Annotated in this window: 19 protein-coding genes and 1 pseudogene; 10 read left to right on the forward strand and 10 right to left on the reverse strand. The window is 71.7% G+C overall.

The window, feature by feature from the left end; all coding sequences use genetic code 11:
* Window positions 1–10: 10 nt before the first annotated feature.
* The gene (locus IEJ02_RS01955) at window positions 11–1,630 is read right to left on the reverse strand and encodes a GMC oxidoreductase (protein WP_191063026.1); all 1,620 of its coding nucleotides are present in this window, start codon (window positions 1,628–1,630) and stop codon (window positions 11–13) included.
* Window positions 1,631–1,745: 115 nt separating this feature from the next.
* Here IEJ02_RS01955 and IEJ02_RS48150 point away from each other — a divergent pair.
* A pseudogene (locus IEJ02_RS48150) lies at window positions 1,746–1,907 on the forward strand (galactonate dehydratase); the annotation flags it as partial.
* Between the two features lie 167 nt (window positions 1,908–2,074).
* Complete coding sequence (locus tag IEJ02_RS01960; RefSeq protein ID WP_191063027.1) at window positions 2,075–5,452, forward strand: pyruvate carboxylase; 3,378 nt, start codon at window positions 2,075–2,077, stop codon at window positions 5,450–5,452.
* A gap of 307 nt (window positions 5,453–5,759) precedes the next feature.
* On the opposite strand, the gene IEJ02_RS01965 is transcribed toward IEJ02_RS01960, so the two are convergent.
* Window positions 5,760–7,178 (reverse strand): MFS transporter, encoded by a 1,419-nt coding sequence (locus IEJ02_RS01965; protein WP_317985698.1) that lies wholly within the window; start codon window positions 7,176–7,178, stop codon window positions 5,760–5,762.
* 238 nt (window positions 7,179–7,416) lie between these two features.
* Here IEJ02_RS01965 and IEJ02_RS01970 point away from each other — a divergent pair, with 238 nt between their 5' ends.
* Entirely contained in the window at window positions 7,417–8,265 is an 849-nt protein-coding gene (locus tag IEJ02_RS01970; protein WP_191063029.1) for a hypothetical protein, read from the forward strand.
* Window positions 8,266–8,334: 69 nt separating this feature from the next.
* Here IEJ02_RS01970 and IEJ02_RS01975 read toward each other — a convergent pair whose 3' ends face one another.
* Window positions 8,335–8,838: a MarR family winged helix-turn-helix transcriptional regulator gene (locus IEJ02_RS01975; protein ID WP_191063030.1), complete on the reverse strand. Its 504-nt coding sequence runs from the start codon at window positions 8,836–8,838 to the stop codon at window positions 8,335–8,337.
* Between the two features lie 169 nt (window positions 8,839–9,007).
* Here IEJ02_RS01975 and IEJ02_RS01980 point away from each other — a divergent pair, with 169 nt between their 5' ends.
* Window positions 9,008–10,672: a purple acid phosphatase family protein gene (locus tag IEJ02_RS01980; protein WP_191063031.1), complete on the forward strand. Its 1,665-nt coding sequence runs from the start codon at window positions 9,008–9,010 to the stop codon at window positions 10,670–10,672.
* Window positions 10,673–10,728: 56 nt separating this feature from the next.
* On the forward strand, window positions 10,729–11,130 hold the full coding sequence (locus IEJ02_RS01985) for a DUF3662 domain-containing protein (protein ID WP_191063032.1): 402 nt from the start codon (window positions 10,729–10,731) through the stop codon (window positions 11,128–11,130).
* Window positions 11,131–11,134: 4 nt separating this feature from the next.
* Here the strand turns inward: IEJ02_RS01985 and IEJ02_RS01990 are convergent, their stop codons facing one another.
* Window positions 11,135–13,522, reverse strand: coding sequence for a GH92 family glycosyl hydrolase (locus IEJ02_RS01990; protein WP_191063033.1), 2,388 nt, complete (start codon window positions 13,520–13,522; stop codon window positions 11,135–11,137).
* 198 nt (window positions 13,523–13,720) lie between these two features.
* On the opposite strand from IEJ02_RS01990, the gene IEJ02_RS01995 reads away from it, so the two are divergent.
* Window positions 13,721–14,650 carry a right-handed parallel beta-helix repeat-containing protein gene (locus tag IEJ02_RS01995; protein WP_191063034.1) on the forward strand — a complete coding sequence of 310 codons (930 nt, stop codon included), beginning with the start codon at window positions 13,721–13,723 and terminating at the stop codon, window positions 14,648–14,650.
* 154 nt (window positions 14,651–14,804) lie between these two features.
* On the opposite strand, the gene IEJ02_RS02000 is transcribed toward IEJ02_RS01995, so the two are convergent.
* From IEJ02_RS02000 to IEJ02_RS02025, 6 genes are all read right to left on the reverse strand, one after another.
* Window positions 14,805–15,599: a sugar phosphate isomerase/epimerase family protein gene (locus IEJ02_RS02000; RefSeq protein ID WP_191063035.1), complete on the reverse strand. Its 795-nt coding sequence runs from the start codon at window positions 15,597–15,599 to the stop codon at window positions 14,805–14,807.
* A gap of 4 nt (window positions 15,600–15,603) precedes the next feature.
* Window positions 15,604–16,464 carry a carbohydrate ABC transporter permease gene (locus IEJ02_RS02005; RefSeq protein WP_191063036.1) on the reverse strand — a complete coding sequence of 287 codons (861 nt, stop codon included), beginning with the start codon at window positions 16,462–16,464 and terminating at the stop codon, window positions 15,604–15,606.
* Window positions 16,454–17,407, reverse strand: coding sequence for a carbohydrate ABC transporter permease (locus IEJ02_RS02010; RefSeq protein ID WP_191063037.1), 954 nt, complete (start codon window positions 17,405–17,407; stop codon window positions 16,454–16,456). Before IEJ02_RS02010 ends, IEJ02_RS02005 begins: the two co-directional genes overlap by 11 nt.
* A gap of 11 nt (window positions 17,408–17,418) precedes the next feature.
* Window positions 17,419–18,732: an ABC transporter substrate-binding protein gene (locus IEJ02_RS02015; protein WP_191063038.1), complete on the reverse strand. Its 1,314-nt coding sequence runs from the start codon at window positions 18,730–18,732 to the stop codon at window positions 17,419–17,421.
* A gap of 38 nt (window positions 18,733–18,770) precedes the next feature.
* On the reverse strand, window positions 18,771–19,901 hold the full coding sequence (locus tag IEJ02_RS02020) for a mandelate racemase/muconate lactonizing enzyme family protein (protein ID WP_191063039.1): 1,131 nt from the start codon (window positions 19,899–19,901) through the stop codon (window positions 18,771–18,773).
* A gap of 107 nt (window positions 19,902–20,008) precedes the next feature.
* On the reverse strand, window positions 20,009–20,995 hold the full coding sequence (locus tag IEJ02_RS02025; protein WP_191063040.1) for a hydroxyacid dehydrogenase: 987 nt from the start codon (window positions 20,993–20,995) through the stop codon (window positions 20,009–20,011).
* Between the two features lie 116 nt (window positions 20,996–21,111).
* Here IEJ02_RS02025 and IEJ02_RS02030 point away from each other — a divergent pair, with 116 nt between their 5' ends.
* From IEJ02_RS02030 to IEJ02_RS02045, 4 genes are all read left to right on the forward strand, one after another.
* The gene (locus tag IEJ02_RS02030) at window positions 21,112–22,032 is read left to right on the forward strand and encodes a LysR substrate-binding domain-containing protein (RefSeq protein ID WP_223863199.1); all 921 of its coding nucleotides are present in this window, start codon (window positions 21,112–21,114) and stop codon (window positions 22,030–22,032) included.
* Window positions 22,033–22,162: 130 nt separating this feature from the next.
* On the forward strand, window positions 22,163–22,981 hold the full coding sequence (locus tag IEJ02_RS02035) for a DUF4142 domain-containing protein (protein ID WP_191063041.1): 819 nt from the start codon (window positions 22,163–22,165) through the stop codon (window positions 22,979–22,981).
* A 501-nt stretch (window positions 22,982–23,482) separates the two neighbouring features.
* The gene (locus IEJ02_RS02040; RefSeq protein ID WP_191063042.1) at window positions 23,483–23,905 is read left to right on the forward strand and encodes a hypothetical protein; all 423 of its coding nucleotides are present in this window, start codon (window positions 23,483–23,485) and stop codon (window positions 23,903–23,905) included.
* Window positions 23,902–24,738 (forward strand): transcriptional regulator, encoded by an 837-nt coding sequence (locus IEJ02_RS02045; protein ID WP_191063043.1) that lies wholly within the window; start codon window positions 23,902–23,904, stop codon window positions 24,736–24,738. Before IEJ02_RS02040 ends, IEJ02_RS02045 begins: the two co-directional genes overlap by 4 nt.
* Window positions 24,739–24,756 lie beyond the last annotated feature (18 nt).

Below are 24,756 nucleotides of genomic sequence, written 5' to 3' on the forward strand. Positions count from 1 at the left end.
CCCGGCGGTGTCACCGGCCACCGACGCGGTCCTCGGCCAGCACCCGGGCCATGGTGCGCTCGGCCAGGGCGGTGATGGTGACGAACGGATTGACGCCGATGGAGCCCGGGATCAGGGAGCCGTCGGTCACATAGAGCCCGTCGTAGCCGGTCACCCGGCCGTACGCGTCGGTGGCCCGGCCCAGGACGCAGCCGCCCAGCGGGTGGTAGCAGAAGTCGTCGGCGAAGGCCCGGGTGTCGCCGAAGAGGTCATAGCGGTAGATCGTGACGTTGGCGGAGTTGACGCGGTCGAAGAGCGCCTTGGCCGCGGCCACGGAGGGCGCGCTCTGGGCGCGGGTCCAGTTGAGCACGGCGGTGTCCTTCGCCGCGTCATAGGTGAAGGTGGCGCGCTCGGGGTTCCGGGTGATGGCGAGGTAGAGGCTGACCCAGGTCTCGATGCCGGCCGGGAGCGGGGCGATCTCGGCGAAGACCGGATTGGTGGCGTTGGACCAGTCGTCGATCGCCATCACCGGGATGGTGGACTGGTGGGCGCCGGTCGGGTTCCACACGTGGTTGGCGCGGCCGAGCATGACATTGCCGTTGCCGCCCCAGCCCCGGCCGACCTCCGCGCTCAGCTCGGGGAGGGCGCCGGTCTCGCGGGCGCGCAGCAGGAGTTCGGTGGTGCCGAGGCTGCCCGCGCCGAGGAAGAGCGACCCGCAGGTGATCTCGTCGGTGGCGACGACGGTGCCGGTGGTGTCGACGCGGTCCACGGTGAGGACGTAGGTGCCGTCCGGTGCCCGGCGCAGGGCGCGGGCCCGGCTCAGCGTGTGCAGGGTGACCTGGCCGGTGCCGAGCGCGGCGGCGAGATAGGTCTTGTCGAGGCTGCGCTTGCCGAAGTTGTTGCCGTAGATGACCTCTTGGGCGAGGGCGGACCTGGTCGCCGTTCCGTCGGCCTCGCGCCGCATGTAGTCGAAGTCGTAGACGTTGGGCACGAAGACGGTCTTCAGGCCCGCTTTGGCGGCCTGGGCGCGGGCGACCCGGGCGTAGGTGTACCACTCCGTGGCCTCGAACCACGCGGAGGGCACGGTGGTGGCGCCGAGCATGCGGTTGGCCAGCGGGAAGTAGGTGTCGTACATCGGGTCCGCGGCCACCTGCGGCAGTATCTGCTGGAAGTACGAGCGCGGCGGGGTGACCGCGATACCGCCGTTGACCAGCGAGCCGCCGCCGACGCCGCGGCCCACGTAGACGGACATGCCGGGGTAGCGGACGCGGTCCAGGACGCCGGGGTAGGGGGTGATGTCCCTGTTGATGACGTCCAGCCACAGGAAGGTGGACAGGGGTGCCTCGGTTCTCCCCTTGAACCACATGGAGCGCTGGTCGGGGGCGGTCATCGAACAGTAGACCCGGCCGTCGGGGCCCGGGGTGTCCCATAACCGCCCCATCTCCACGACGAGGGTTCTTATGCCCGCCTCGCCGAGCCGGAGCGCGGCCACGGCCCCGCCGTAGCCGGAGCCGATGACGACGGCGGGGAAGTGGTCGGCGCTCTCGGCGGCGGCCGCCGGGGTGAGGCCGATGCGGGTGAGTCCGAGGGCCGCCGCGCTCTGCAGGGCGGCCAGACCGAGAATGTGACGACGCGTCAGGTTTGCTGTCATGGCGGCATGATGGGCGGAATCGCCGGAACTCGCCATGGCGCGGCGCAAGGTCTTTATTCGGCCCCGCGGGCACGCGCGAGTTCTCATTATTTATTGTTTATTGTCACAGTGAACGCCTCCACCATCACGGTTCACCGCCGGGCAGCTCTCGCGCATCGACCGCCCCGGGCTCGGCATCGAGGTGGACGAGGCCGCGGTGCGCGCCGCCGACCGCCGTGGGCACGCCTGGCGGAATCCGGTGTGGCGCCACCCGGACGGCTCGCTCGCCGAGTGGTGAGCCCGGTCGCCTTCGGGAGCCGTGGGCGACCATGGATGACGAGGGCCGGATGCCGTGCCGCACCATCCACGAGAACTCGATCACACCCCGGGCGCCCCACGTGGCGGGCGGCAGTAGGGTTCGCCGACAAGCGTGTGTTGGTAACGGGCAGGTAGAAGGGATCGGGCATGTTCCGCAAGGTGCTGGTCGCCAATCGTGGTGAGATCGCCATTCGCGCCTTCCGCGCCGGCTATGAGCTGGGTGCGAGAACCGTCGCCGTGTTCCCGCACGAGGACCGCAACTCACTGCACCGGCTCAAGGCCGATGAGGCGTACGAGATCGGCGAGCCGGGCCATCCGGTGCGGGCCTATCTCTCCGTCGAGGAGATCGTCAACGCGGCGCGCGAGGCGGGCGCGGACGCGGTGTACCCCGGGTACGGCTTCCTGTCCGAGAACCCCGAGCTCGCGCGCGCGTGCGAGGAAGCGGGGATCACGTTCGTGGGGCCCAGCGCGCAGACCCTGGAGCTCACCGGGAACAAGGCGCGCGCGGTGGCCGCGGCCCGTGCGGCCGGGGTGCCGGTGCTGGGCTCCTCCGAGCCGTCGACCGATGTGGACGAGCTGGTCCGGGCCGCGGACGAGCTCGGCTTCCCGGTGTTCGTCAAGGCCGTCGCCGGTGGTGGCGGGCGCGGGATGCGCAGGGTCGAGAGCCGGGAGACGCTGCGCGAGTCCATCGAGGCGGCGGCGCGGGAGGCCGAGTCCGCCTTCGGCGATCCCACGGTCTTCCTGGAGAAGGCGGTGGTGGAGCCCCGCCACATCGAGGTGCAGATCCTCGCCGACGGGCAGGGTGGTGTCATCCATCTGTTCGAGCGCGACTGTTCGGTGCAGCGGCGCCACCAGAAGGTGATCGAGCTGGCCCCGGCGCCCAACCTCGATCCGGAGCTGCGGGCCCGGATCTGCGAGGACGCGGTGAAGTTCGCCCGGGAGATCGGCTATCGCAACGCCGGCACGGTGGAGTTCCTGCTCGACCGCGACGGCCGCCATGTGTTCATCGAGATGAATCCGCGGATCCAGGTCGAGCACACAGTGACCGAGGAGATCACCGATGTGGACCTCGTCCAGTCGCAGCTGCGGATCGCCGCCGGTCAGACGCTGTCCGACCTCGGCCTCGCCCAGGACACCGTGTATCTGCGGGGCGCGGCGCTGCAGTGCCGGATCACCACCGAGGACCCGGCCAACGGCTTCCGCCCGGACACGGGGATGATCAGCGCGTACCGCTCCCCGGGCGGTTCGGGCATCCGGCTGGACGGTGGCACCACCCACGCCGGTGCGGAGATCAGCGCCCACTTCGACTCGATGCTGGTCAAGCTGACCTGCCGGGGGCGGGACTTCACCACCGCGGTCGGCCGCGCCCGGCGCGCGGTGGCCGAGTTCCGCATCCGCGGTGTGTCCACCAACATCCCCTTCCTCCAGGCGGTGCTGGACGATCCGGACTTCCGGGCCGGGCAGGTCACCACGTCGTTCATCGAGCAGCGGCCGCATCTGCTGACGGCGCGTCACTCCGCCGACCGCGGCACCAAGCTGCTCACCTATCTCGCCGACATCACGGTGAACAAGCCCCACGGCGAGCGGCCCCATCTGATCGACGCGACCACCAAGCTGCCCCCGGTGCCGGACACCGAGCCGCCCGCCGGCTCCAAGCAGCGGCTCACCGAGCTGGGCCCGGAGGGCTTCGCGCGCCTGCTGCGCGAGTCGCCCACGATCGGTGTCACCGACACCACCTTCCGGGACGCGCACCAGTCGCTGCTGGCCACCCGGGTCCGCAGCAAGGACCTGCTGGCCGTGGCCCCGGTGGTGGCGCGGACCGTGCCGCAGTTGCTGTCGCTGGAGTGCTGGGGCGGCGCCACCTACGACGTGGCGCTGCGCTTCCTCGCCGAGGATCCCTGGGAGCGGCTGGCCAAGCTGCGCGAGGCGGTGCCCAACATCTGTCTGCAGATGCTGCTGCGCGGCCGCAACACCGTGGGCTACACGCCGTATCCGACCGAGGTGACCACCGCCTTCGTACGGGAGGCCACGGCCACCGGGATCGACATCTTCCGGATCTTCGACGCGCTGAACGACATCGGGCAGATGCGGCCCGCGATCGACGCGGTACGGGAGACCGGCTCGGCCATCGCCGAGGTGGCGCTCTGCTACACCTCCGACCTGTCCGATCCCTCGGAGCGGCTGTACACCCTCGACTACTATCTGCGGCTCGCCGAGCAGATCGTGGACGCGGGCGCGCATGTGCTGGCCATCAAGGACATGGCGGGGCTGCTGCGCGCCCCGGCCGCGGCGAAGCTGGTCTCCGCGCTGCGCCGGGAGTTCGACCTGCCGGTGCATATCCACACCCATGACACCGCGGGCGGTCAGCTCGCCACCTATCTCGCGGCGGTCCAGGCCGGTGCGGACGCGGTGGACGGCGCGGTGGCCTCCATGGCCGGCACCACCTCCCAGCCGTCGCTGTCGGCGATCGTGGCCGCCACCGACCACTCCGACCGGCCGACCGGGCTCGACCTCGAGGCGATCGGCGGCCTGGAGCCGTACTGGGAGGCGGTGCGCAAGATCTACGCACCGTTCGAGGCGGGCCTCGCCTCGCCGACCGGACGGGTGTACCACCACGAGATCCCCGGTGGCCAGCTGTCCAATCTGCGCACCCAGGCCATCGCGCTCGGCCTCGGCGACCGCTTCGAGGACATCGAGGCGATGTACACCGCCGCGGACCGGATCCTGGGCCATCTGGTGAAGGTCACCCCGTCGTCGAAGGTGGTCGGCGATCTGGCGCTGCACCTGGTGGGGGCGGGGGTGTCGCCGGAGGACTTCGAGGCGGAGCCGGGCCGGTACGACATCCCGGACTCGGTCATCGGGTTCCTCCGCGGCGAGCTGGGCAATCCGCCGGGCGGCTGGCCCGAGCCGTTCCGCAGCAAGGCGCTGGAGGGCCGCGCCGCCGCCAAGCCGGTGGCCGCGGAGCTGTCCGCCGAGGACCGCGAGCAGTTGGAGAAGGACCCGCGGGCCACGCTGAACCGGCTGCTGTTCCCCGGTCCGACCAAGGAGTTCGAGGCACACCGGCAGGCCCACGGCGACACCAGCGTGCTGGACAGCAAGGACTTCTTCTACGGACTGCGCCCGCGGCACGAGTACACGGTGGACCTCGAGCCCGGTGTCCGGCTGCTGATCGAGCTGGAGGCCATCGGCGACGCGGACGAGCGCGGTATGCGCACGGTGATGGCCTCGCTGAACGGCCAGTTGCGCCCGGTCCAGGTGCGGGACACCTCGGTGGCCTCCGATGTGCCGGCCACCGAGAAGGCCGACCGGAGCAACCCCGGCCATGTGGCGGCGCCCTTCGCGGGTGTGGTGACGCTGGCGGTGGCCGAGGGCGACCAGGTGGAGGCCGGTGCCACCATCGGCACGATCGAGGCGATGAAGATGGAGGCCACCATCGCGGCCCCGAAGAGCGGGACCGTCTCGCGCATCGCCATCAACGCGATTCAGCAGGTGGAGGGCGGCGATCTGCTGGTCGCCCTCGCTTGAGCCGACAACACCTGCCACGCGCCGCCGCCACCGGCCCCCGGCCCTCGGGTCAGGGGTGGCCGGTGGCGGCGGTTTCGTAGGCCCGCAGAAAGGTGTCCACCGCGGACCGGGCGACCGTGCGCGTCCCGGCCGCGGAGACCCTTGCGGATGCCCAGCCGGGAGCGCACCTCCATGGGGCCGGTGAGCAGCGCGAGCTACGACCGCGAGGTTCTCCACGCCTGTCTCCACCGAGGGCTTCACCCACGCCTACCGCGCGGCGGTGACCTATCTGGAGGCGCTGGACCGGTGTCCGCACGACCGGTGCACATCAGGCGCTCGACGCGATCTCGGACCTCGGGGGTCCGTCCGGGAGCCCTTCCACCGGCTGATCCCCGGGCGGTCGCGTCGCCGTACGGCCCGGCAGTCTGGTGGCGAGCAACGCACCGGCCGCGGCCACGGCCGCGAGGACCGTCAGCGCCGGTCCCATCGCCGAGAGGAAGACACCGGCCGCCCAGCGCGGTCCGTCGCCGGGCGGCCGTCCGGTGATGTCGCCCCGCCCGGCCACGCTCATCAGCGTGGTCGCGGCGGCGACCCCCAGCGCGGGCCCGATGTTCATGGCGGTCTGCTGGAGGCCGCCCGCCACCCCGGCGGTGTCCACGGACGCGTCCCGCACGACCACGGTGGTCGCGGTGACCATCACGGTGGCGAAACCCGCGCCCAGCAGGAGGAAGCAGCCGCCGATCGCCTCGGCGCCCGAGCCCCGGCCGAGACGGGACATCAGCAGCACACCGGCCACCACCAGAACCATCCCCGCCACCGCCGTCCGGCGGGGCCCCTGACGGCGCGTCAGCGTCGCCGCCACCGGCGCGCCCAGCACCATCATCACCGCGAGCGGCAGCGCCCGCAGCCCGCTGTCGAGCGGATTCAGCGCGAGCACGTCCTGCACGTAGTACGTGCCGAGGAACAGCGCCCCGAACAGCGCGGCCGACGCGGCCACCAGCACACCGAGCGCCGGGCCCGCGGTGCCCGACCGCAGCACGCCGGGCGGCACCAGCGGATCCTCCGTCCGGCGCTCATGCCGCACGAAGACGCCTCCGGCCACCACGGCGCACCCGAGCCCGAGCATGGTCGCCACCGTCCAGCCGGTTCCGGTGATCCCGACGAGCGTGTGCACCAGCCCGGCCAGCGCCACCGCGAGCAGCCCCGCACCGGGCAGATCGAGCCGCGGCCGGGCGGTCTCACGGGGCGCCGCCGGGGCAGGGACGGCGAGGGCCCCCGAGGCTTGGGCGGGGAATACCGAAGGGGCCCGGACGGCGAGGGCCGCCAGGCCCATGGCGAGGGCGGGCGCGACATTGACGAAGAACACCGCCCGCCACCCCAGATGGGTGGTCAGCGCCCCGCCGACCAGCGGACCGGCCACGGCCGCCAGCCCGATGGCGCCGGTCCGCACCGCGACCGGCCGGCCGAGCCGGTCGGGCGGATACGCGGCCCGCAGCATCCCGAGGGTGGCGGGTTGCAGCAGCGCCCCGAAAACCCCCTGGGCGACCCGCAGCCCGATCACCCAGCCGATGCCACCCGCGAGCCCGATGCCCGCCGAGGCGGCGCCGAAGCCCAGCATCCCGAGGGCGAAGACGCGCCGATGGCCGTAGCGGTCGCCGAGGCGGCCCGCGAAGACCAGCAGGCTCGCCACCGCGATCAGCGCCAGCGCCGTCAACTGCTCGCGGGGATCGCCCTCATGAGCGGCGATCGCCTCACCGGCCGTAGACACTGTCTACGAGTTCATAAGAACGAACAAACGCTCAAAATGAGGGATGGAGATGCCGCCATATGCCCCAGAAAGCGGCAGATTTTGTTCAGCCAGCTGAACCAATTCTCGGGTAAAGAACCGCCCGCGAGGCTTGACGGTCCATTTGGTCCGGTCCAATCTGCGTGGTGCGCCATGAGCACGCCACTCCTTTACCGGATCAGGAAGGAAGTCAACGACCATGGCAGAACTCCCCCCTCCCCGCCCGTTGAGCCGCCGCCGGGTCCTCGGTTCGATGGCCGCGGCGGCCGTCGGAACACCGATCGCCCTCGGGCAGCTGACCTCGGGCGCCGCCTCGGCCTCCGCCGCCTCGCGCGCCGCGGCCGCGCAGTTGCTCTGGCACCCTGACCCGTCCAGCGACGGGCTCAAGGCGTTCGAGGGCATCGAGGCCGACCGCGGCGGCGCTCACCCCGACCGGAAGTACGTGATCGTCGAGGGCGGTGACCACTACCGCTTCAACATCTGGAAGGACGACCGGGACACCACCGGGGACGGCGACCGCCAGCGCACCGAGTCCAAGGGCATGGTGCAGGGCGGCTCCACCGTGAAGATGCGCGACGGTGAGACGTGGAGCCTCAGCTACGAGATGTTCATGCCCACCTCGCTGCACGGCACCAGCAAGTTCACCCACATCTTCCAGACCAAGACCCCGGTGGACAACGGCGGTCCGTACATCACCCTGGACCTCGGCCGCAGCGGCAGCACGGAGCTGCTGCGGGCCCGTGCGTACGCCAACTCCGGCTCACCGGACATCGCCTCGACCAATCTGGCACCGCTGCGCAACAAGTGGATCACCATCGAGTGGACGTTCACCGTCGGCTCGAACGGCAAGGCGGCCTGCGTGGTGCGCAACGGCACCGGGTCCGGCGCCCCGGTGGCGGTCCAGGGCAGCATGTCCAATGTGAAGATGCCCGACCAGGACGACTACCAGCGGCCCAAGTGGGGCATCTACCGCTCGGTCGAAAGCGCCTCGTCGGACATCCTCGACACCTATCTGCTGTTCCGGAACTTCCGGGCGTCCAAGGCGTAGCCGACGGCCCCTCGCGCGACGCGGCACACCCGCGGCGGTGACGCGGGGCCGGGTCGCCCCGGCCCCGCGTCACCGATCGCCGGAGCCTTCGGGCTCCCCGGACATCGGCAGATGGCGGGCCACGGAGGCGTTGAGCCGCTCCAGGTAGTCCGTCAGCCGGGCGAGGTCCTCGTCCGGCCAGTCCGCGATGGCCTCGCCCAGCAGCCGGGTCCGCCGGGCGGCCGCCAGGGCGACATGGCGGCGTCCGGTGTCGGTCAGCGCCACCCTCCGCATCCGCCGGTCCACGGTGTCCCGCACCCGGGTCACCAGCCCCGCCGCCACCAGCCGGTCCACGACCCGCACGGCGCGGGCCCGGTCGGACAGCAGCAGGGCGGCGATGTCGGACACGGTGGGCGGCGGCGGGGTGCTGGCCTCGACGAAGCGCAGCACCCGGTAGCCGGTCGGGGTGACGCCCTCGGGCAGCCCGTCCAGGAAGCGCTCCCGCACCAGCGGTCCGTACAGCCCGTAACGGGCGTGGCGCAGCTCCCGCAGCACCGCGTCCAGTCCGCGCAGCTCCTCGTCCCGATCGCTCACGGACACCAGCGTGCGGTGCCGCCACCGCCCCTGGCAACGCACATCCGCCACCGTCCATCGAGATGGTTGTCGGGGTTCGCCGTCCGGTCGCCCGCCGGTAGCCCGCCGTGGGCCGCTGTTCACGGCGCCACGGTGTCCGGCGACGGCGGGCGCGTGGGAGCTTCGCCCCATGACGACGACACCGAAGAACACGGCCACCACATCGGCAGCGTCGGCCACCAGATCGGCGGCCCCGGCCACCGCATCGACCACGTCCCGGGTGAGCCGCCGGGGGCTGCTCGGCGTGGCGGGCGCCGCGGCGGCCGGTGCGGGCACGTATCTGTCCCAGCAGCAGGCGGTGGCGGCCTCGCCGGTGCTGTGGACCCGGCCGGAGGGGTCCGGGATGCCACCGGTGAGCGGGCCGCATCTGCAGTTCGGGGCCGACGCCGCCCGGGAGGTCGTGGTGTCCTGGCAGACGCCGGTCCCGGTGAAACGGCCGCGTGTCATGCTCGGCACCCCGTCCCACGGCATGGGTACCGAGGTCACCGCGCGGACCACCTTCTACCGGGACGCCAAGTCCCAGCAGAGCCTGTATGTACACCACGCCCGGCTGAGCCGGCTGCGCCCCGGCACCGACTACGTCTACGCCGCCGTCCACGACGGGGCGACCCCGGAGGCGGGGTCGTTCCGCACCGGGCCGGGCGGCCGGGCGCCGTTCACCTTCACCAGCTTCGGCGACCAGGGCACGCCCACGGTGGGCAAGCTGAACGGACCCAAGCCGCCGAAGATCACCGAGAAGCTCACCTATCTCAACGACAACCTCGGCTCGCCGTACGCCAACGACGTGACCACCGCCGTCGAGCGGGTCGCGCCCCTGTTCCACCTGATCAACGGCGATCTGTGCTACGCCAATCTGTCCGAGGACCGGCTGCGCACCTGGGCGGACTGGTTCGACATGACCAGCCGGTCCTCGCGGTTCCGGCCGTGGATGCCCGCGGCCGGCAACCACGAGAACGAGCTGGGCAACGGGCCGATCGGATTCGCCGCCTACCAGGCGTACTTCGCGCTGCCCGGCAACGGCGGCGACGACGAGACCCAGGGGCTGTGGTACGCCTTCACCGCCGGCTCGGTGCGCGTCGTGAGCCTGGCCAATGACGACGTGGCCCTTCAGGACGCCGGAAACACCTATGTGCGGGGCTACTCCGGCGGGGCCCAGCGGCGCTGGCTGGAGGCCGAGCTCACCCGGGCCCGGGCCGACCGGGACATCGACTGGATCGTGGTCGTCATGCACCAGGTGGTCGTCTCCACGGCCGACCACCCGGGCAACGGCGCCGACCTCGGCATCCGGCAGGAGTGGCTGCCGCTCTTCGACCGTTACGGCGTCGACCTGGTCGTCTGCGGCCATGAACACCACTACGAGCGCTCCCACCCGATCCGCGGCCGGGAGCCCAACGACACGATGACGCCGACCCCCGCCGCCACCCGCACCGATCTGGTGGACACCACCGGGGGAACGGTGCACATGGTCATCGGCGGCGGTGGCACCTCGGTCCCGTCGATGGACGTCCTGTTCGACACCCCGCGGTGCAATGTCATCACCGGGGTGGGCGAGGCCGGTGCGAACGGCCACAAGACCCCGGTCTATGTGACGGAGGCGGCCCCGTGGTCGGCGGTGCGCGACCGGGTGAACCCCTACGGCTTCGCCGCGTTCACCGTCGACCCCGGCACCGAGCCGGGCGGCCCCACCACCATGTCGGTGACCTACTACGCGGTCACCGGGCTCTACGGCCGCATCGAGCCCGTGGACACCTTCACGCTCCGGCGGAGCCGTAGCGACGGTGAGCGACGCCGCTGACGGTGAGCCGCGCCGATCAGGGCATGAGGTGATCCATTTCGGGAACGCGGGAGGGCATGCAGACGCTGAACCGATGGGAACGGGCGATAGAGCGCTGGGAGGCATCGCTGCTCGCCAAGGTGGTCCGCAGCGAACCCGTCGAACTCCTCGGCGCGCTGAAACGTGAATGCGACAGCCACACCGTGGTGTGCGGACCGACCCGGGTGGTCGTGCCCAACGTCTATGACGTCGAGCTCGCCGACGCGGTCCACGAGGAGCTCACCCGGCGTGGCTGTCATGTGGGGCAGGAGCTGACGGACCATCTGATGCGCCACGCGGAGGACAAGGGCTATGAGTGGGCCGGCCCGCTCACCGTGCACGTCTCCCGGTCCGACCGGGTGCCCAACGGCAGGTACCGGGTGATGGGCCGACCCATGACCCATATCCGCGCCGACACGTTCGCCGACGCGACGGCCTAACGCGTCAGCGGGGCAGCCGCCCCGGGTCGGTGGCCCAGCCGGTGCCGGGCCGGTCGGCCAGGTCGAAGGAGAGCGAACCGCCCCGGCGCACGACGGAGCCGTCGAGCCATGAGGTGTCGTGCGGCCGGCCGTTCACCCGCACCGCGTGCACATAGGGGTGGGTGTCGGACGCGTCCGGGGCGTCGATGGTCAGGGCGCGCCGCTGCCCCGCCGGGGCGATCACCGCGCGCGGGAAGAGCGGACCGGTGAGCAGTGCCTCGGCGCGCCCCGGGGCCTGCGGATAGAGGCCGAGCGCCGCGAACACGTACCACGCGGACATGGTGCCCAGGTCGTCGTTGCCGGGCAGCCCCTTTGGCCCGGTGCCGTAGACGGTGGTGACGATCTGGCGCACGGTCTCCTGGGTCTTCCAGGGCTGCCCGAGCGCGTTGTAGAGCCAGGGGGCGTGGATGCCCGGCTCGTTGGTGGGGTCGTAGCGGAGCGGGTCGCCGCCGCGGACCGACCAGGAGCCGTCGGGCTTGTGGAAGAAGCCGTCCAGCCGGGCCGCCGCCTTCTCGCGGCCGCCCATGGCCTCGGCGAGCCCCTGGACGTCCTGCGGCACCATCCAGGTGTACGTGGCGGCGCTGCCCTGGGCGAAGCCCCGGTCGGACGCCGGGTCGAAGGGGGTCACCCAGGAGCCGTCGCGGTTCCTGGCCTGGATGTAGCCCGCCGCGCCGGTGGCCTGGGGGTTGAACACATTGCGCCAGTAGCCACCGCGTGCGCCGAGCTCATCGGCCTCCTTCGTGCGGCCGAGCAGCCGGGCCCAGCGGGCGAGCGCGTCATCGGCGACGGAGTCCTCCAGGGTCTCCGCGGCGCCGCCCCAGCAGTGGCAGGCGTCCTGTGCGGCGTACCGGGATTCCAGGTACTGGGCGAGGCCCGGGCGCTGGCCCTCGCACTGCCCCGGGCAGCCCTTGTCGGAGAGCCCGTCGGGGTGGGGGACGGTGGCCTGGCGGTAGAGGGAGTCGAAGGCGCCCTTGGCGTCGAAGTTCCGTACCCCCATGGCGTAGAAGGTGGCGAGCGTGGCGGCGGAGGGGTCGCCGGTCATCACATGGGTGGCGCCGCTGATGTGCACCCAGCGGTCCCACACCCCGCCGTTCTGCCGGGCGAAGTTGTACAGCGACTGGGCGAAGTCCCCGGCGACCTCGGGCTGGAGCAGGGCGAGCAGCTGCACCTGGGCGCGGTACTGGTCCCAGCCGGAGAAGTTGCTGTACTGCGCCGTCTGCCCGCGCTCGACGCGGTGCGGTGTGCCATCCATGCCCGGGTAGCGGCCGTCGGTGTCGCTGATCAGGTTGGGCTGCTGGAGCGCGTGGTAGAGGGCGGTGTAGAACGCGGTGCGGCGGGGCTCACCGCCGCCGCTGATCCGGATGGCGCGCAGCCGGCGGTCCCAGGCGGCCCGTCCCGCGGCGGCCACGTCGGCGACGCTCGCCCGGGGCGCTATCTCTGCGCGGAGGTTGGCCTCGGCGCCCGCGAGGGAGACGTACGAGATGCCGAGCCGCATCCGGACATCGTTGTCCCGGGCGGTGTCGAAGCCCACGTATCCGCCGGAGCCGCGCCCGGCCCGGTCGGCGCCGGTGAGATAGCCCTCGCCACCGTCGGCGGTCGTGTCGCCGGGTGAGAGCCGGTCGTTCTCCCAGGTGCCCACGGTGGAGAAGGCGCGGTCGAACGAGGCTTGGAAGTAGAGGCGGTAGTAGGTCTTGCGGTTGTTCTCGCCGCCGTTGGCGCGCCGTCCGCAGAACGCGCCGGTGAGCACCCAGCCGGTGACCTCGTGGCGCTCGCGGTCGATCTCGATGTGGGCGTCCTCGCTGCCGTTGAGCGAGTTGGAGGTGCGGAACAGCAGCCGGGCCGGGGCGTCCCGGGGGAAGGAGAAGTCGGCGACACCGGCCCGCCGGCTCACCGCGAGATCGGCGGTCGCGCCCGAGTCGAGCCCCACCCGGTAGTGGCCGGGCTCGGCCTTCTCCTTCTCGTGCGAGAAGGTGGCGGCGTACTTCTGGTCCTTGGTGTCGGCGGTGGGAGAGCTGTCGACCTCGCCCACGAACGGCATGATCGGCACATCGCCCGCGGCTCCGGGGTGGCAGCCCGCGCCGTTGACATGGGTGAGGCTGAAGCCCCGGACCCGGGTGGTGTCGTACGAATAGCCGTTGGCCGCCGCGGTGTTGGTCTGGTCGCCGGTGGTGCTGGTCGGGGACCAGGCGATCATGCCGAACGGCAGGGTGGCACCGGGGTAGGTGTTGCCACCGCCCGCGGAGCCGATCAGCGGGTCCACGTGGTCGACGGGGTGCCGTACCTCGTCGGCCCGTGGCGCCGCGCTCGCCGCGGGGGCCTCGACGAGCGGGGCGAGCAGCGCGCCGATCGCCATCGCCACTCCCCCGCCGACCAGCGCCGGCCGGCATCTGAATCTCTTTCGCTGCGCTCTGTGCGTCTCCATCGGGGATCACGCCCTTCCATGTGTCGGGGTGAACCTAGGGGCGTACGGTGACGGTGGGGTGAACCGGAGGCCGGCGGTGCACGGCTGACGACGGGACCGGTCCCCGGGGTTCCGCTCTACGGTCCCGCCATGCGGATCACTTGGAGACTCGTCCTCGGCTTCCTCGCCGTCTCGGTCCTCGCGCTCCTGGCCGCCCTGGCGCGTCCGTCATGGCCCCAGGAGCGGGGCGCCGCCGCGCCGACGGCGTCGCTCACCACCGGGGAGGGGACCGAGCGCTGCACCCTGCACGCCGCCACCCCGCGGGAGGCGGCGCGCCGGGCGAAGCCGGGTGACACCGTCTGCTTCGACGGCGATCTGTCCCGGCGGCGGCTGGTCATCACCAAGGGCGGGAGCCGGGAGCGCCCGATCACCTACGCCGGGGGCGGGGACGCCGTGGACGGCATCACCGTCGGGGCCGACGATGTGATCGTGGACGGGTTCCGGTCCGTCCGGCCTGAGGCGCCCGGGATCGAGCTGACCGGCCACCGCCTCACCGTGCGGAACAACACCGTGATCGGCCCGAGGGGCGGGGACGGCGACGGCATCCGGTTCTTCGGCGACGATCTGACCATCGCGCACAACACCGTCCGCGACACGGACAACAGCCATGGCCGGCACGCCGACTGCATGCAGACCTTCGCCAGCGACACCCCGCCCAGCCACCGTGTCCGCATCGAGAACAACCGCTGCGAGGACATCGACAACATGTGCCTGATGGCCGAGGGCCCCAACGACGGCGAGGGCGACGGCCGGGGCACCACCGGCGACTTCACCATCAGGGGCAACCACTGCGAGACGCTGCGCGCCTGCCAGGCCCTGATGTTCGAGGACGTGCGGAACGCCACCATCACCGGCAATGAGTTCGCCGCCCCCACCCACCACGCCATCGGCCTCGCCCACCGCTCGACCGGCGCCCGGGTCGACGGCAACACCCTCCACCCCGGTATCCGCTACGAGGTGGGCATCGACGCCTCGTCCCGGGCGGGTTACCGGGGCCCGGAGCCGGGCGGCCTGCCGTAGGAGCCTCTGGGAGGAGGAGCCGGGGGGAGCGGGGGCGCGGGGTTCTCCCGCTCCCCCCGGGATACGTCCTCCGGCTCTTACCGGGACGGACGACGTCCGGTCATGCGGCGGCGCCGAGGAGGCCCGGTCGTACGGCGGCGCCGAGGAGGCCCGGTCATGCGGCGCCCGCCGCGCCGCGTGCCGCGGCCAGATCCGCCACCAGGCGCTTCTCCACCGGGACACCGGGGTCGGAGTACTGCCCGGACAGACACACCGGGCCCGTATAGCCGAGCTCCGCTAGTCGCCCCAGCGCCGCCGACCAGTCGGCCAGCCCCTCGGGGCCGGGGACGAACCAGGGTTTCCAGTGCCCGCCGACGGCCTCACCGGCCGGTTCGGTGCGCACATGGATGGCGTTCTTGAGGTTGACGATGCCCAGCCGCTCGGCGACCAGCGGCAGGGTGACCCGAGGATCGTCACCCGCCAGCGCGTCATGGGCGGCGTCCCAGACGACGCGGAAGTGCTGCACCGGCAGGCCGTCGAGGAGGTCCATCACGCCCAGCGCGGAGGACACATAGCGCCCGTGGTGCGGCTGCACCCCGACCTGGACGCCGTAACCCTCGGCGAGCGGCGCCGCCTCCTCCAGCCGTCGCCGTACCCGCCGGACCGAGGCGGCGTAGCCGTCGGGGCCCAGTTCGGCCATGACCCGGATCATCGGCACGCCCGCCTCCCGGCAGGCCGCGAAGACGGGTTCGCGGAGATCGCTCGCGACGCTGATCACCTCGACGCCCTCCGCCCGCAGCCGCGCGGTGAACTCCGGCAGCAGCCGTCCGGCGTCGCCCGGGGTGACGTACGCGGTGTCCCGGACCGGGACCTCGGCGCCGGTGAAGCCGAGGCCGGACACCAGCCGGCCCAGGGTGTCTCCGGGCAGCGTGGCCCAGGGTTTGGTGAACACGGACCAGAGAAATGTCATGGTGTCAGCGGCCTCCGAGTCCGCTCATGGTGATGCCTTTGACGAACCAGCGCTGGGTGAGGAAGAAGAGCACGATGAGCGGCACGGTGGTGATGGCGGCCGCCATCAGCAGCAGATTCCACTGGGTGCCGTTGGTGGACTGGAACACCTGGAGGCCGACCGCCGCGGTCCTGGTGGAGTCGCTGTTGGATATCACCAGCGGCCAGAGCAGGTTGTTCCACTGGCTGATGAACTTGAACACCGCCAGGGTGGCGATGGCCGGGACGGCGAGCGGGACGATCACCCGGATGAACGTCTGCCACCGGTTCGCCCCGTCGAGGCGGGCGGCCTCCTCGTAGTCGCGGGGCACGCCCAGGAAGAACTGGCGGAGCAGGAACACCCCGAGCGCGGTGAAGGCGTGCGGCAGGATCATGCCCGGCCAGGTGTCCACCCCGTGCAACTTCGCCACCAGGATGAACTGCGGGATCAGCGTGACCTGCGAGGGGATCATCAAGGTGGTGAGATACACGCCGAACAGCACGCTCCGGCCCCGGAAGCGCAGCCGGGCGAAGGCGTACGCGGCCAGCGCCGCGGTGACCGTCTCCAGCAGCGCCGTACCACCGGCGAAGAAGACGGTGTTCAGCAGGTAGCGGCCCAGCGGGACGAGGTCGAAGGCGCGGCCGATGTTCTCCGGATGCCAGCTGCCGGGCCAGAACGACGGCCGTGCCGCCATCGACTCGGCGTCGGACTGGAAGGCCACCAGCACCATCATCACGATGGGGGTCAGGGTGACCGCGGTGACCAGGAAACAGGTGAACACCAGCAGCCGCCGGGCCGCCACCGGCGAGCGGCGGAGGGCCGCGAGCGCGGGCACGTCAAAGGTCATAGTGCACCAGCCTCCGCTGGAGCAGGAACTGCGCCGCGGTGATGACGACGATGAAGGCGAACAGCACCATCGATTGCGCGGCCGCGTAGCCCTGCTCGTAGTTCTGGAATCCGGTCCGGTAGATGTACATCACGAGCGTGGTGGTGCTGGTTCCCGGCCCGCCGTCCGTCATCACCAGCGCCTGGTCGAAGACCTGGAAGGAGCCGATGATCGAGGTGACCACGGTGAAGAACACCGAGGGCGACAGCAGGGGCAGCGTCACCGCGCGGAAGGTCCGCCAGGGCGAGGCACCGTCCACCCTGGCCGCCTCGTAGAGCTGCTGTGGGATGGCCTGGAGCCCGGCGAGGAAGATCACCATGCCGAAGCCGAAGCTCTTCCAGACGCTCATCAGGATGAGGGCGGGCATCGCCCAGTCGTCCGAGATCAGCCAGGCCGGGCCGTCGATCCCGAAGCCGCCGAGCACCGCGTTGATCAGCCCGTCGTGCGGGATGTAGAGCCAGACCCAGACGAAGGCCACCGCCACGGTGATCGTCGCGTAGGGCAGCAGGAGCAGCGACCGGAACACCGCCATGCGCCGCAGCCCCTGGTTGAGCAGCAGCGCCAGGCCCAGGCTGACCAGCAGCGTCAGCGGCACACTGACGAAGGTGAAGTACGCGGTGTTGAGAAGCGCCGACCAGAAGGTGGCGTCCGGGCCGAGCCGGGCGAAGTTGTCCAGCCCGATGAAGTGGGGTGGGCTGAACAGGTTCCAGTCCAGCAGCGAGATCACCCCGGCCGCGACCACGGGACCGGCGGTGAAGGCCAGGAACCCGGCCAGGCTCGGCAGGAGGAACAGCCAGGCGGCGAGCGTCTCGGAGCCGTGCCGCCGGAACCGGGGACGGCGCAGCGGGCCACGCGGGGCGGGCCGTGGGGCCGCGGTCGCCGCGGCGGGGGTTTCGACAGCCATCGTGGTCCTCCTCAGGTGGCCTGGCGGACGGCGTCACGGTGCTGGCGCATCAGGGCGTTCAGCCGTGGCATCACACCGTCGATCGCGTCGCGGACGCTCACCTGGCCGAGGAAGGCCCGGGGCAGGTCCTGGCCCAGCAGCAGCCGGACGCGGTTCCAGTTGGTGGTGACGTTGAAGGGATGGCCGCCGGCGACCTCGCCCTTCAGGATCCGCTGGACGATGCCGAGGTTGGCGGGCGGCGGTGCGAAGGCGCTCGCGGCGGAGAGCCGCGCGGGGTTGTTGCGCCCGGCCCGTGCGTAGATGTCGAGCGCGCCCGTGCTGGTGAGGGTCTTCAGCAGCCGCCACGCCAGGTCGAGGTCGTCGTCCTTGACGCCCGAGGGGATGGCGAAGCCGGAGCCCGACACCCGTGGTATGGATCCGGCCGGTCCGGCGGGGAAGGGCACGATGTCCCATTCGAAGGAGGCCTTGCGGACGTTGAGCACCTGCCAGGGGCCGTTCTGCATGAAGGCCACGTTGCCCTGGAGGAAGTTGGCCAGGGAGGCGCCGGAGGCGTTCTGGGCGACCAGGTTGTCGATCGGTGGGGTGACCCGGTCCTTGACGAACAGGTCGACCACGTAGTGGATGGCCCGCAGGGACTCGGGGGCGTCCAGGGGGCTGGTGTCGCGGTCCCCGTCGAGGACGTCGCCACCGGCGCAGTAGATCCAGGACACCAGGTCGTCGATGGTCGGGGCGCAGGTGAAGCCGTACTGGTCCTTCGGCTTGCTCAGCTCGATGGTCAGATCCCGGAAGGTGTCCCAGCTCATGGGCTCGGTCGGGGACGGCGGATCGACGCCGTTCCGCTCCAGCAGCGTCTTGTTGTAGTAGAGCACGGTCGGCGCCACGTCGAAGCCGATGGCGTAGGTGTGGCCGGCGAACGAGGAGATGGACCGGATGGCGGGGTAGAAGTCGTCCAGGTCGAAGTCGGGGTCGGCGGCGATGAGATCGTCCAGCGGCCGGTGTGCGCCACGTGAGGCATAGGTGGGGATCAGCCAGCCGTTCAGGGCGGTGACCATGCCGGCCGTTCCGCTGACGAGTTGCAGGTCGAGCTTGGTGGGGTAGCCGTCGGAAGGGGTGAGGGTCGAGGCCGATCTGACGCGCATGCGCCGCTCGACATAAGCCCCGAAGTCGGCCCAGACCCGGTTCTCCTCCGGGCTGCTGGACCACATCGACCAGGTGGCCGTGCCGGGCGGCGGACCGGAGGAGCAGCCGCTGAGGGCTCCCGTGGTGGCGAGCCCGCCGAGGGCCGCCCCCTTGAGCAGAGCACGCCGGGAAAGGCTGGAAGACATCGTCGTCTCCTCGCTGCTGGGGCTGGGTGCGCGGGTGTTCAGGACCAGGCCAGGTCCAGGGATTCGGCGCGGATGCGTTCCTCGTCGACCTCGACGCCGAGACCGGGACCGGAGGGGACGGTGGCGGTGGCCGCGACGATGTCCAGGTTCGCCACGTAGAGGTCGGCCAGCAGCTCCGGTCCGTTCAGTTCGGCGGGCAGGGCCAGTTCCAGCTGGCTGAAGAGGTGCAGCGCGGCCGCGAAGCCGATACCGCAGTCGGTCAGCCCGCTGGCCAGCACCTCCAGGCCGCCCGCCAGTGCGACCTGGGCGGTCTTCAGGGCGTTGCGCAGCCCGCCGGATTTGCAGATCTTGACGACCACCAGATCGGCGGCGTCCAGGCGGAGGGTGCGGGCCAGGTCCTGGGCGGTGAAGCTGCCCTCGTCGATGGCCACCGGCAGGCCGATCAGGTCCCGCACCCGGCGCAGGGCGAGGGTGTCGGTGCCCGGTACGGGCTGTTCCACGCAGTGGAGGTGCGGCACCTCGCGCACCGCGTCCATCAGGCGGGTGAGGGCGGCAGGCCGGTAGGACTGATTGGCGTCCAGCCAGAGGGGTTTGCCCGCGGCGACCTCGGCGACGGCGGTGATGGCCGCGGTGTCCGCCGCGGGATCGCCGCCGATCTTCACCTTGTAGGCGGTGTAGTCCGAGGACTTTTGGGCGTGTTCGCGGACGGCGGCGGGCTCGCCCACGCCGATGGCCGAGCAGAGCGGCACCGTGTCCCGGAGCTTGCCGCCCAGCAGGGCGTGGACCGGCAGCCCGGCCAGTTTGCCGGCGGCGTCGTGCAGGGCGATGTCCACCGCGGCGCGGGCGAACGGAAAGCCGTTGGACACCGAGGGGCTCATCCGCCGGCTCGCCCGGGCGTGGAACAACTCCACGTCGAACGGGGTGAGTTCGAGGAGGATGGGGGCCAGATGGCGCTTGATGACCACGGCGATCGTCTCGGCGGTCTCATAGCTCCAGCTGGGCAGGGCGCGCTGTTCGCCCCAGCCGACGACCCCGTCCTCGGTGGTCAGCTTGACGAAGATGACCGACCCCGCCTGGTCGGGGGTGCCGACGGCGCCGCTGCCCAGCACGAACCGCCGGGCGAACGGCACGGCCACGGGGAAGACCTCGACCGCCGTGATACGCGACATGGTGAAGTGACTCCTGACATGAGGTCGATGACGCAAGCGGCCGAATGCGGAGCGCGGGGGCGCGCGGCGGCGGGCTGTGCCGCCGACGCCGGCACTGGGGCACCCGGTCAGGCGGCGATGGGCCAGGAGGCGGGGTCCACGAAGCTCGGACCGCGGACGCCCTTGTCCAGCCAGTCGGCCACATCCGCCATCACATATCCGGCCAGCGCCAGATGCCCGTCCACGGTGTCCCCGGCGATATGCGGGGTGAGCAGCAGATGCGGGCAGCGCAGCACGGACTCGCCGAGCTGCGGCGGCTCGGGGTCGAAGACGTCCAGCGCGGCGAACAGCCGCCCCGCCAGCACCTGTTCGAGCAGCGCGCCCTGGTCGACGGCCGGTCCCCGGGCGGAGTTGACGACCACGGCGTGGTCGGGGATCCGCTCGATGAGCCGGGCGCTCACCAGCCCACGGGTGTCGGGGAGATCGGGCACATGGACGGAGACGAACGGGCAGCCGAGCGCCTCCTCGAGCGTGGCGGTCCGCACCCCCAGCCCGGCGGCCGCCTCCGGGTCCAGATACGGGTCGTACACCACCACATCGCAGCGGAACGGCCTGAGCAGGGTGATCAGGGCGCGGGCCGTGGAGCTCGCGCCGAGGATGCCCACCCGCCGGCCGGTGAGCTCACCGCCCCGGAAGCCGCTCTGCTTCCAGCCGCCCGCGCGCATCGCGGTGTCGAACAGCGGCAGCCGGCGGGCCAGGGTGAGCATCGCCGCCAGGCAGTACTCCCCCACGGACCAGGCGATCCGCCCGGCGGCCGAGAAGACCGCGACGCCCTGGTCGAGCACCTCGCGGTCGATGAGCTTCTTCACCGTCCCGGCGGCGTGTGCCACCACCCGGGGGCCACCGCCACCGGCCCAGATCGCCCGGTCCAGACGGGGCGTGCCCCAGCTGGTCAGCAGCACATCGCTGCCGGTGGCGAGCCGGGTCACCGCGTCCGCGGTCAGCGGCTCATCGGCCCAGCTCACCTCGTATCGTTTCTCCATCAGCCGCCGGGCATCGGCGCTGATCACATCGGCGGCACGCTGGGGGGTCATGGCGACGGCGAGTCTGGACAACCTGGCTCCTCGGACGGGATCGGCGCGGATCTGCCCTGTGGCGGTCGTCATGACCGTAGGGGCGCGCCGCCATGCCCGTCCAAGCCCACTTTCGCATCGCCCCATACCGTGAGGGTATGAACCTCTCCCTGCAGCAGCTCCGCGGCTTCGTGGCGGTGGCGGAGGAGCGGCACTTCGGCCGAGCCGCCGCCCGTCTCAACATGACCCAGCCCCCGCTGACCCGTCAGATCCAGGCGCTGGAACGCGCCCTGGACGTCGTCCTGTTCGAGCGCACCGGACGAGGCGCCCGGATCACCGCGGCGGGCCGGGTCTTCCTCGACCACTGCCACCGGGTGCTGGCCCTGCTGGACGCCGCGCCGACCGCCACCCGCCGCGCCGCCGAGGGCCGCACCGGCACCCTGCGGCTGGCCTTCACCGCGATCGGCGCGTACGCCATCCTGGCCGATGTGCTGGACCTGGTGAAGCGGCACCTCCCCGACGTCACCGTCGAGTTGACCGAGCTGGTCAGCCCCGATCAGTTCGCCGCCCTCTCGGAGCTGCGCATCGACCTGGGTCTGGTGCGGCCGCCCATCCCCGAGGGGTACGCGTCGCTCCTGGTCCACTCCGAGGACCTCGTCCTCGCGGTGCCCTCCGGCCATCCGCTGGCCCATGACGACGCCGACGCCCCCGTCGCCCTGACCGACGTGGCCGATGACTACATCGGGTACAGCCCCGAGGGCTCCCGCTATCTGCACGACATCTGCGCCGCGATGATCGGCGTGGACCGCTACGCGGTCAGCCAGTTGACCTCCCAGGTCCCCACCATGCTCGCCCTGGTCCGCGCGGGCCTGGGCTGCGCCCTGATCCCCCGCTCGATCATGACCATGGGCGTCCACGGCGTCCGCTACCGCGAACTGGCCCCGGCCGACGCCCACTCCGTCACCCTCCACGCCTGCTGGAGCCCCGACAGCCCCAACCCGGCTCTCCAGCGGCTGGTGGACGTCCTCAGCCAGGAGCGCTCGGGAGGTGGCTGTGAGATAGGCCATATGCGGCGGTAAGTAACGGTCCAAAGATATATAAACAGCCGCCAGGCCATTGAGCAGAGGGCCCTCGTGATCCGTATTCGCCGGTGCAAGCACGGGCAGACACTGCTCCGCACAACGACCGGCGTCCCCGCCAGGAGGCTCTATGCGATCCCGGTACTTCGTGACAGGTACCTCCCTCCTCATAGGTTCCGTGGTGGTCACCCTCGGCGTGATCATGTCGCCCGTCCTGACGGGTGTGCAGCAGACGAACCAGACGAACCTGGCGAAGACGAGCTCGACGCAGTACGGACCGCTCACCGGCGCCGACCGGGACTTCGTGGTCAAGGTCCGGCTCGCCGGACTGTGGGAGTACCCCGTCGGCGAGCTGGCCCTGAAGAAGGGCACCACGGCGGCGGTGAAGACGGCCGGTGAGCATCTGATCGTGGGGCATGCGAACCTGGACGACGCCTCACGGGACATCGCGCCCAAACTCGGCATCACCCTGCCCAACAAACCCACGCCGCAGCAGCAGGGGTTCCTGGACACCCTGACGGCCGCCACGGGCAAGAACTTCGACGGCCAGATGGCCCAGATCCTGCGCATCACCCACGGCCAGATCTTCAGCTCCATCGCCAAGATCCGGGCGACCACCAAGAACACCCTGGTGCGTCAGCTCGCCAACCAGGCCAACACCACGGTGCTGGACCACATCACGCAGATGGAGAACACCGGGATGGTGGACTACCAGAAGCTTCCCGGCCAGATCACCGCGACCCCGACCCAGGGCCCGAACTTCACCAAGCCGGTGATGCCCAAGCCCGGTGAGCCCATGGTCGTCCTGAAGAAGCCGGCCTCGCTCGAGGGCAAGGGCGAACCGCCCACGCCGTCCCCGCCCGCCCCGGTCGACGACGCGCCGGGCTCCTCGGCCTCCCCGACCACTCCGGGCGCCACCTCCTCCCCCGCCGCGCCCGCCGTTCCGTAACGCACCGTCAGGAGAGCGCAGACAAGCCGGGTGAAACGCGGGCGGTTTCCGCCACATCGGTACCGTCAAATCGCGCCACTCTGTGCGCCGCGGGGGTGGGAAAACGGCTCCGGAAGAGCCTCATGACCACCCCCGGCGGGCACCGCGCCGCGTCCCGGCTCCCCGCGAATGCGTACTCGACCATCGCACGACCGTCTACTGACCCATCCACCACGCCTGCAATAGGACGGTGGAATATGCGCCCGCCCGCCTGTGGCCCGGCGGCCCCGGACCCGCTAGGAATCATCCGGAGGGTCGATGACCGGGCCCGGCGCCGTCTCCGGCCGGGGCCGCCGGAATCTACGGGGCCCATGGGGCGGCGGACCCTACTACGGGCCGCCCGCTATTTCCGGGTATTACTGGATTTGACCCCCAACAGCTGAACCCTGCGTAACCTCACCGTCACTGGCGAAGCGCCACCGGTGGGCGCCCGCCATGGGTGACGCAGGGAGGGGAGGCCGCATGCCCGGAATCGACGAGTGCTTACTGGAAGCGATGACCGTGAACGGCGCGCGCGGAGCCGCCGTGATCGAGTGGACCAGCGGACTCGCGCTCGGCATGGTCGGCGAGGTGCGCGACGAGGACCCCGAGGCCACCGCGGCGGAGACGGCGGAGCTGGCCCGGATGGCCGCCGAACAGCGGGCGTTCGCCGCGCTCGGCCCCGGGAGCGGCAAGAGCGGCGCCGACGCGGACGAGACGGACGGCGAGCCCGCCGTCGAGGACGTCATCGTCACCACCCGCACCTGCTACCACCTGCTGCGCTTCGTCGACACGGCCTTCGACAGCGGCGTCTTCTTCTATCTGTGGCTCGACCGCCGGGAGGGGAATCTGGCGCTCGCCCGGATCCGGCTGCGCGACATGTGCGGGCGGCTGGCGCTGATATGAGCCTGCCGCACCGGACCGGGGCGCGGACCGGACACGCCCCCAGTCTCGCCGGGCTCGCCGCCGAGCGGGCCAGCGGCGCCCTGCTGTGCGACGCGGGCACGGTCTATCTCCGGGACGGCCAGGTGGTGCACGCCGAGAGCCCCGTGGCCCCCGGGATCGAGGTGCTGCTCACCACCGGTGGGCGGCTGACCGCCGACAGCTGGCGGGAAGCGGTGGGCCGGGCGGGCCGGGCCGGTGGGGTCGGGCGGTTTCTCGTCGACAGCGGCCGGCTGTCGGACGCGGAGCTGGAGATCTGCCATCTGGGCGCGCTGTTCGACGCGGCGTACTTCGCGCTGGGGCACGGCAGCGGCCCTCGTGGCTTCCGGCGGGGCGCGGCCCACTGGCTCGGGCCGGTGCGCCCGGTGGGCGCGGTGGCCGTCGAGCGCGAGACCCGTCGCCGCGGCAAGCTGCTGGCTGCCCTGTGGCCGTATCCGCAGGTGGACACGGAGCCGGTGGTGCTGCGCCGCCCCGATGGCCGCGCCCCGGCCGTCACCCCTCGTCAGCGCGCGGTGCTGGCGCTGGCCGACGGGGTCCGCACCCCGGCCCGTATCGCCCGGGAGCTGGGCCGTCCCGCCTTCCACACGCTGATCGACATACGGCGGCTGGCGGCGGCGGGCCATGTCGCCACCCCACGCCCCACGCGTCCGGAACACCCGGACCGCTCCGGTCCGCCCGCCCGGTACGCCGCTTCCGCGCCGCCCGCCCCGGACCGCGGTCCCGGCGCCGTCGTCTTCACCGATCCCGATATCGACCTGCTGCGTCGGCTCCGCGACGCCTTGGAGGCAACCCTGTGATTCCCCCGACCGCCCCGC

Source organism: Streptomyces sp. 5-10 (assembly GCF_014712245.1).
GTDB classification, from domain to species: Bacteria; Actinomycetota; Actinomycetes; order Streptomycetales; family Streptomycetaceae; genus Streptomyces; species Streptomyces violaceusniger.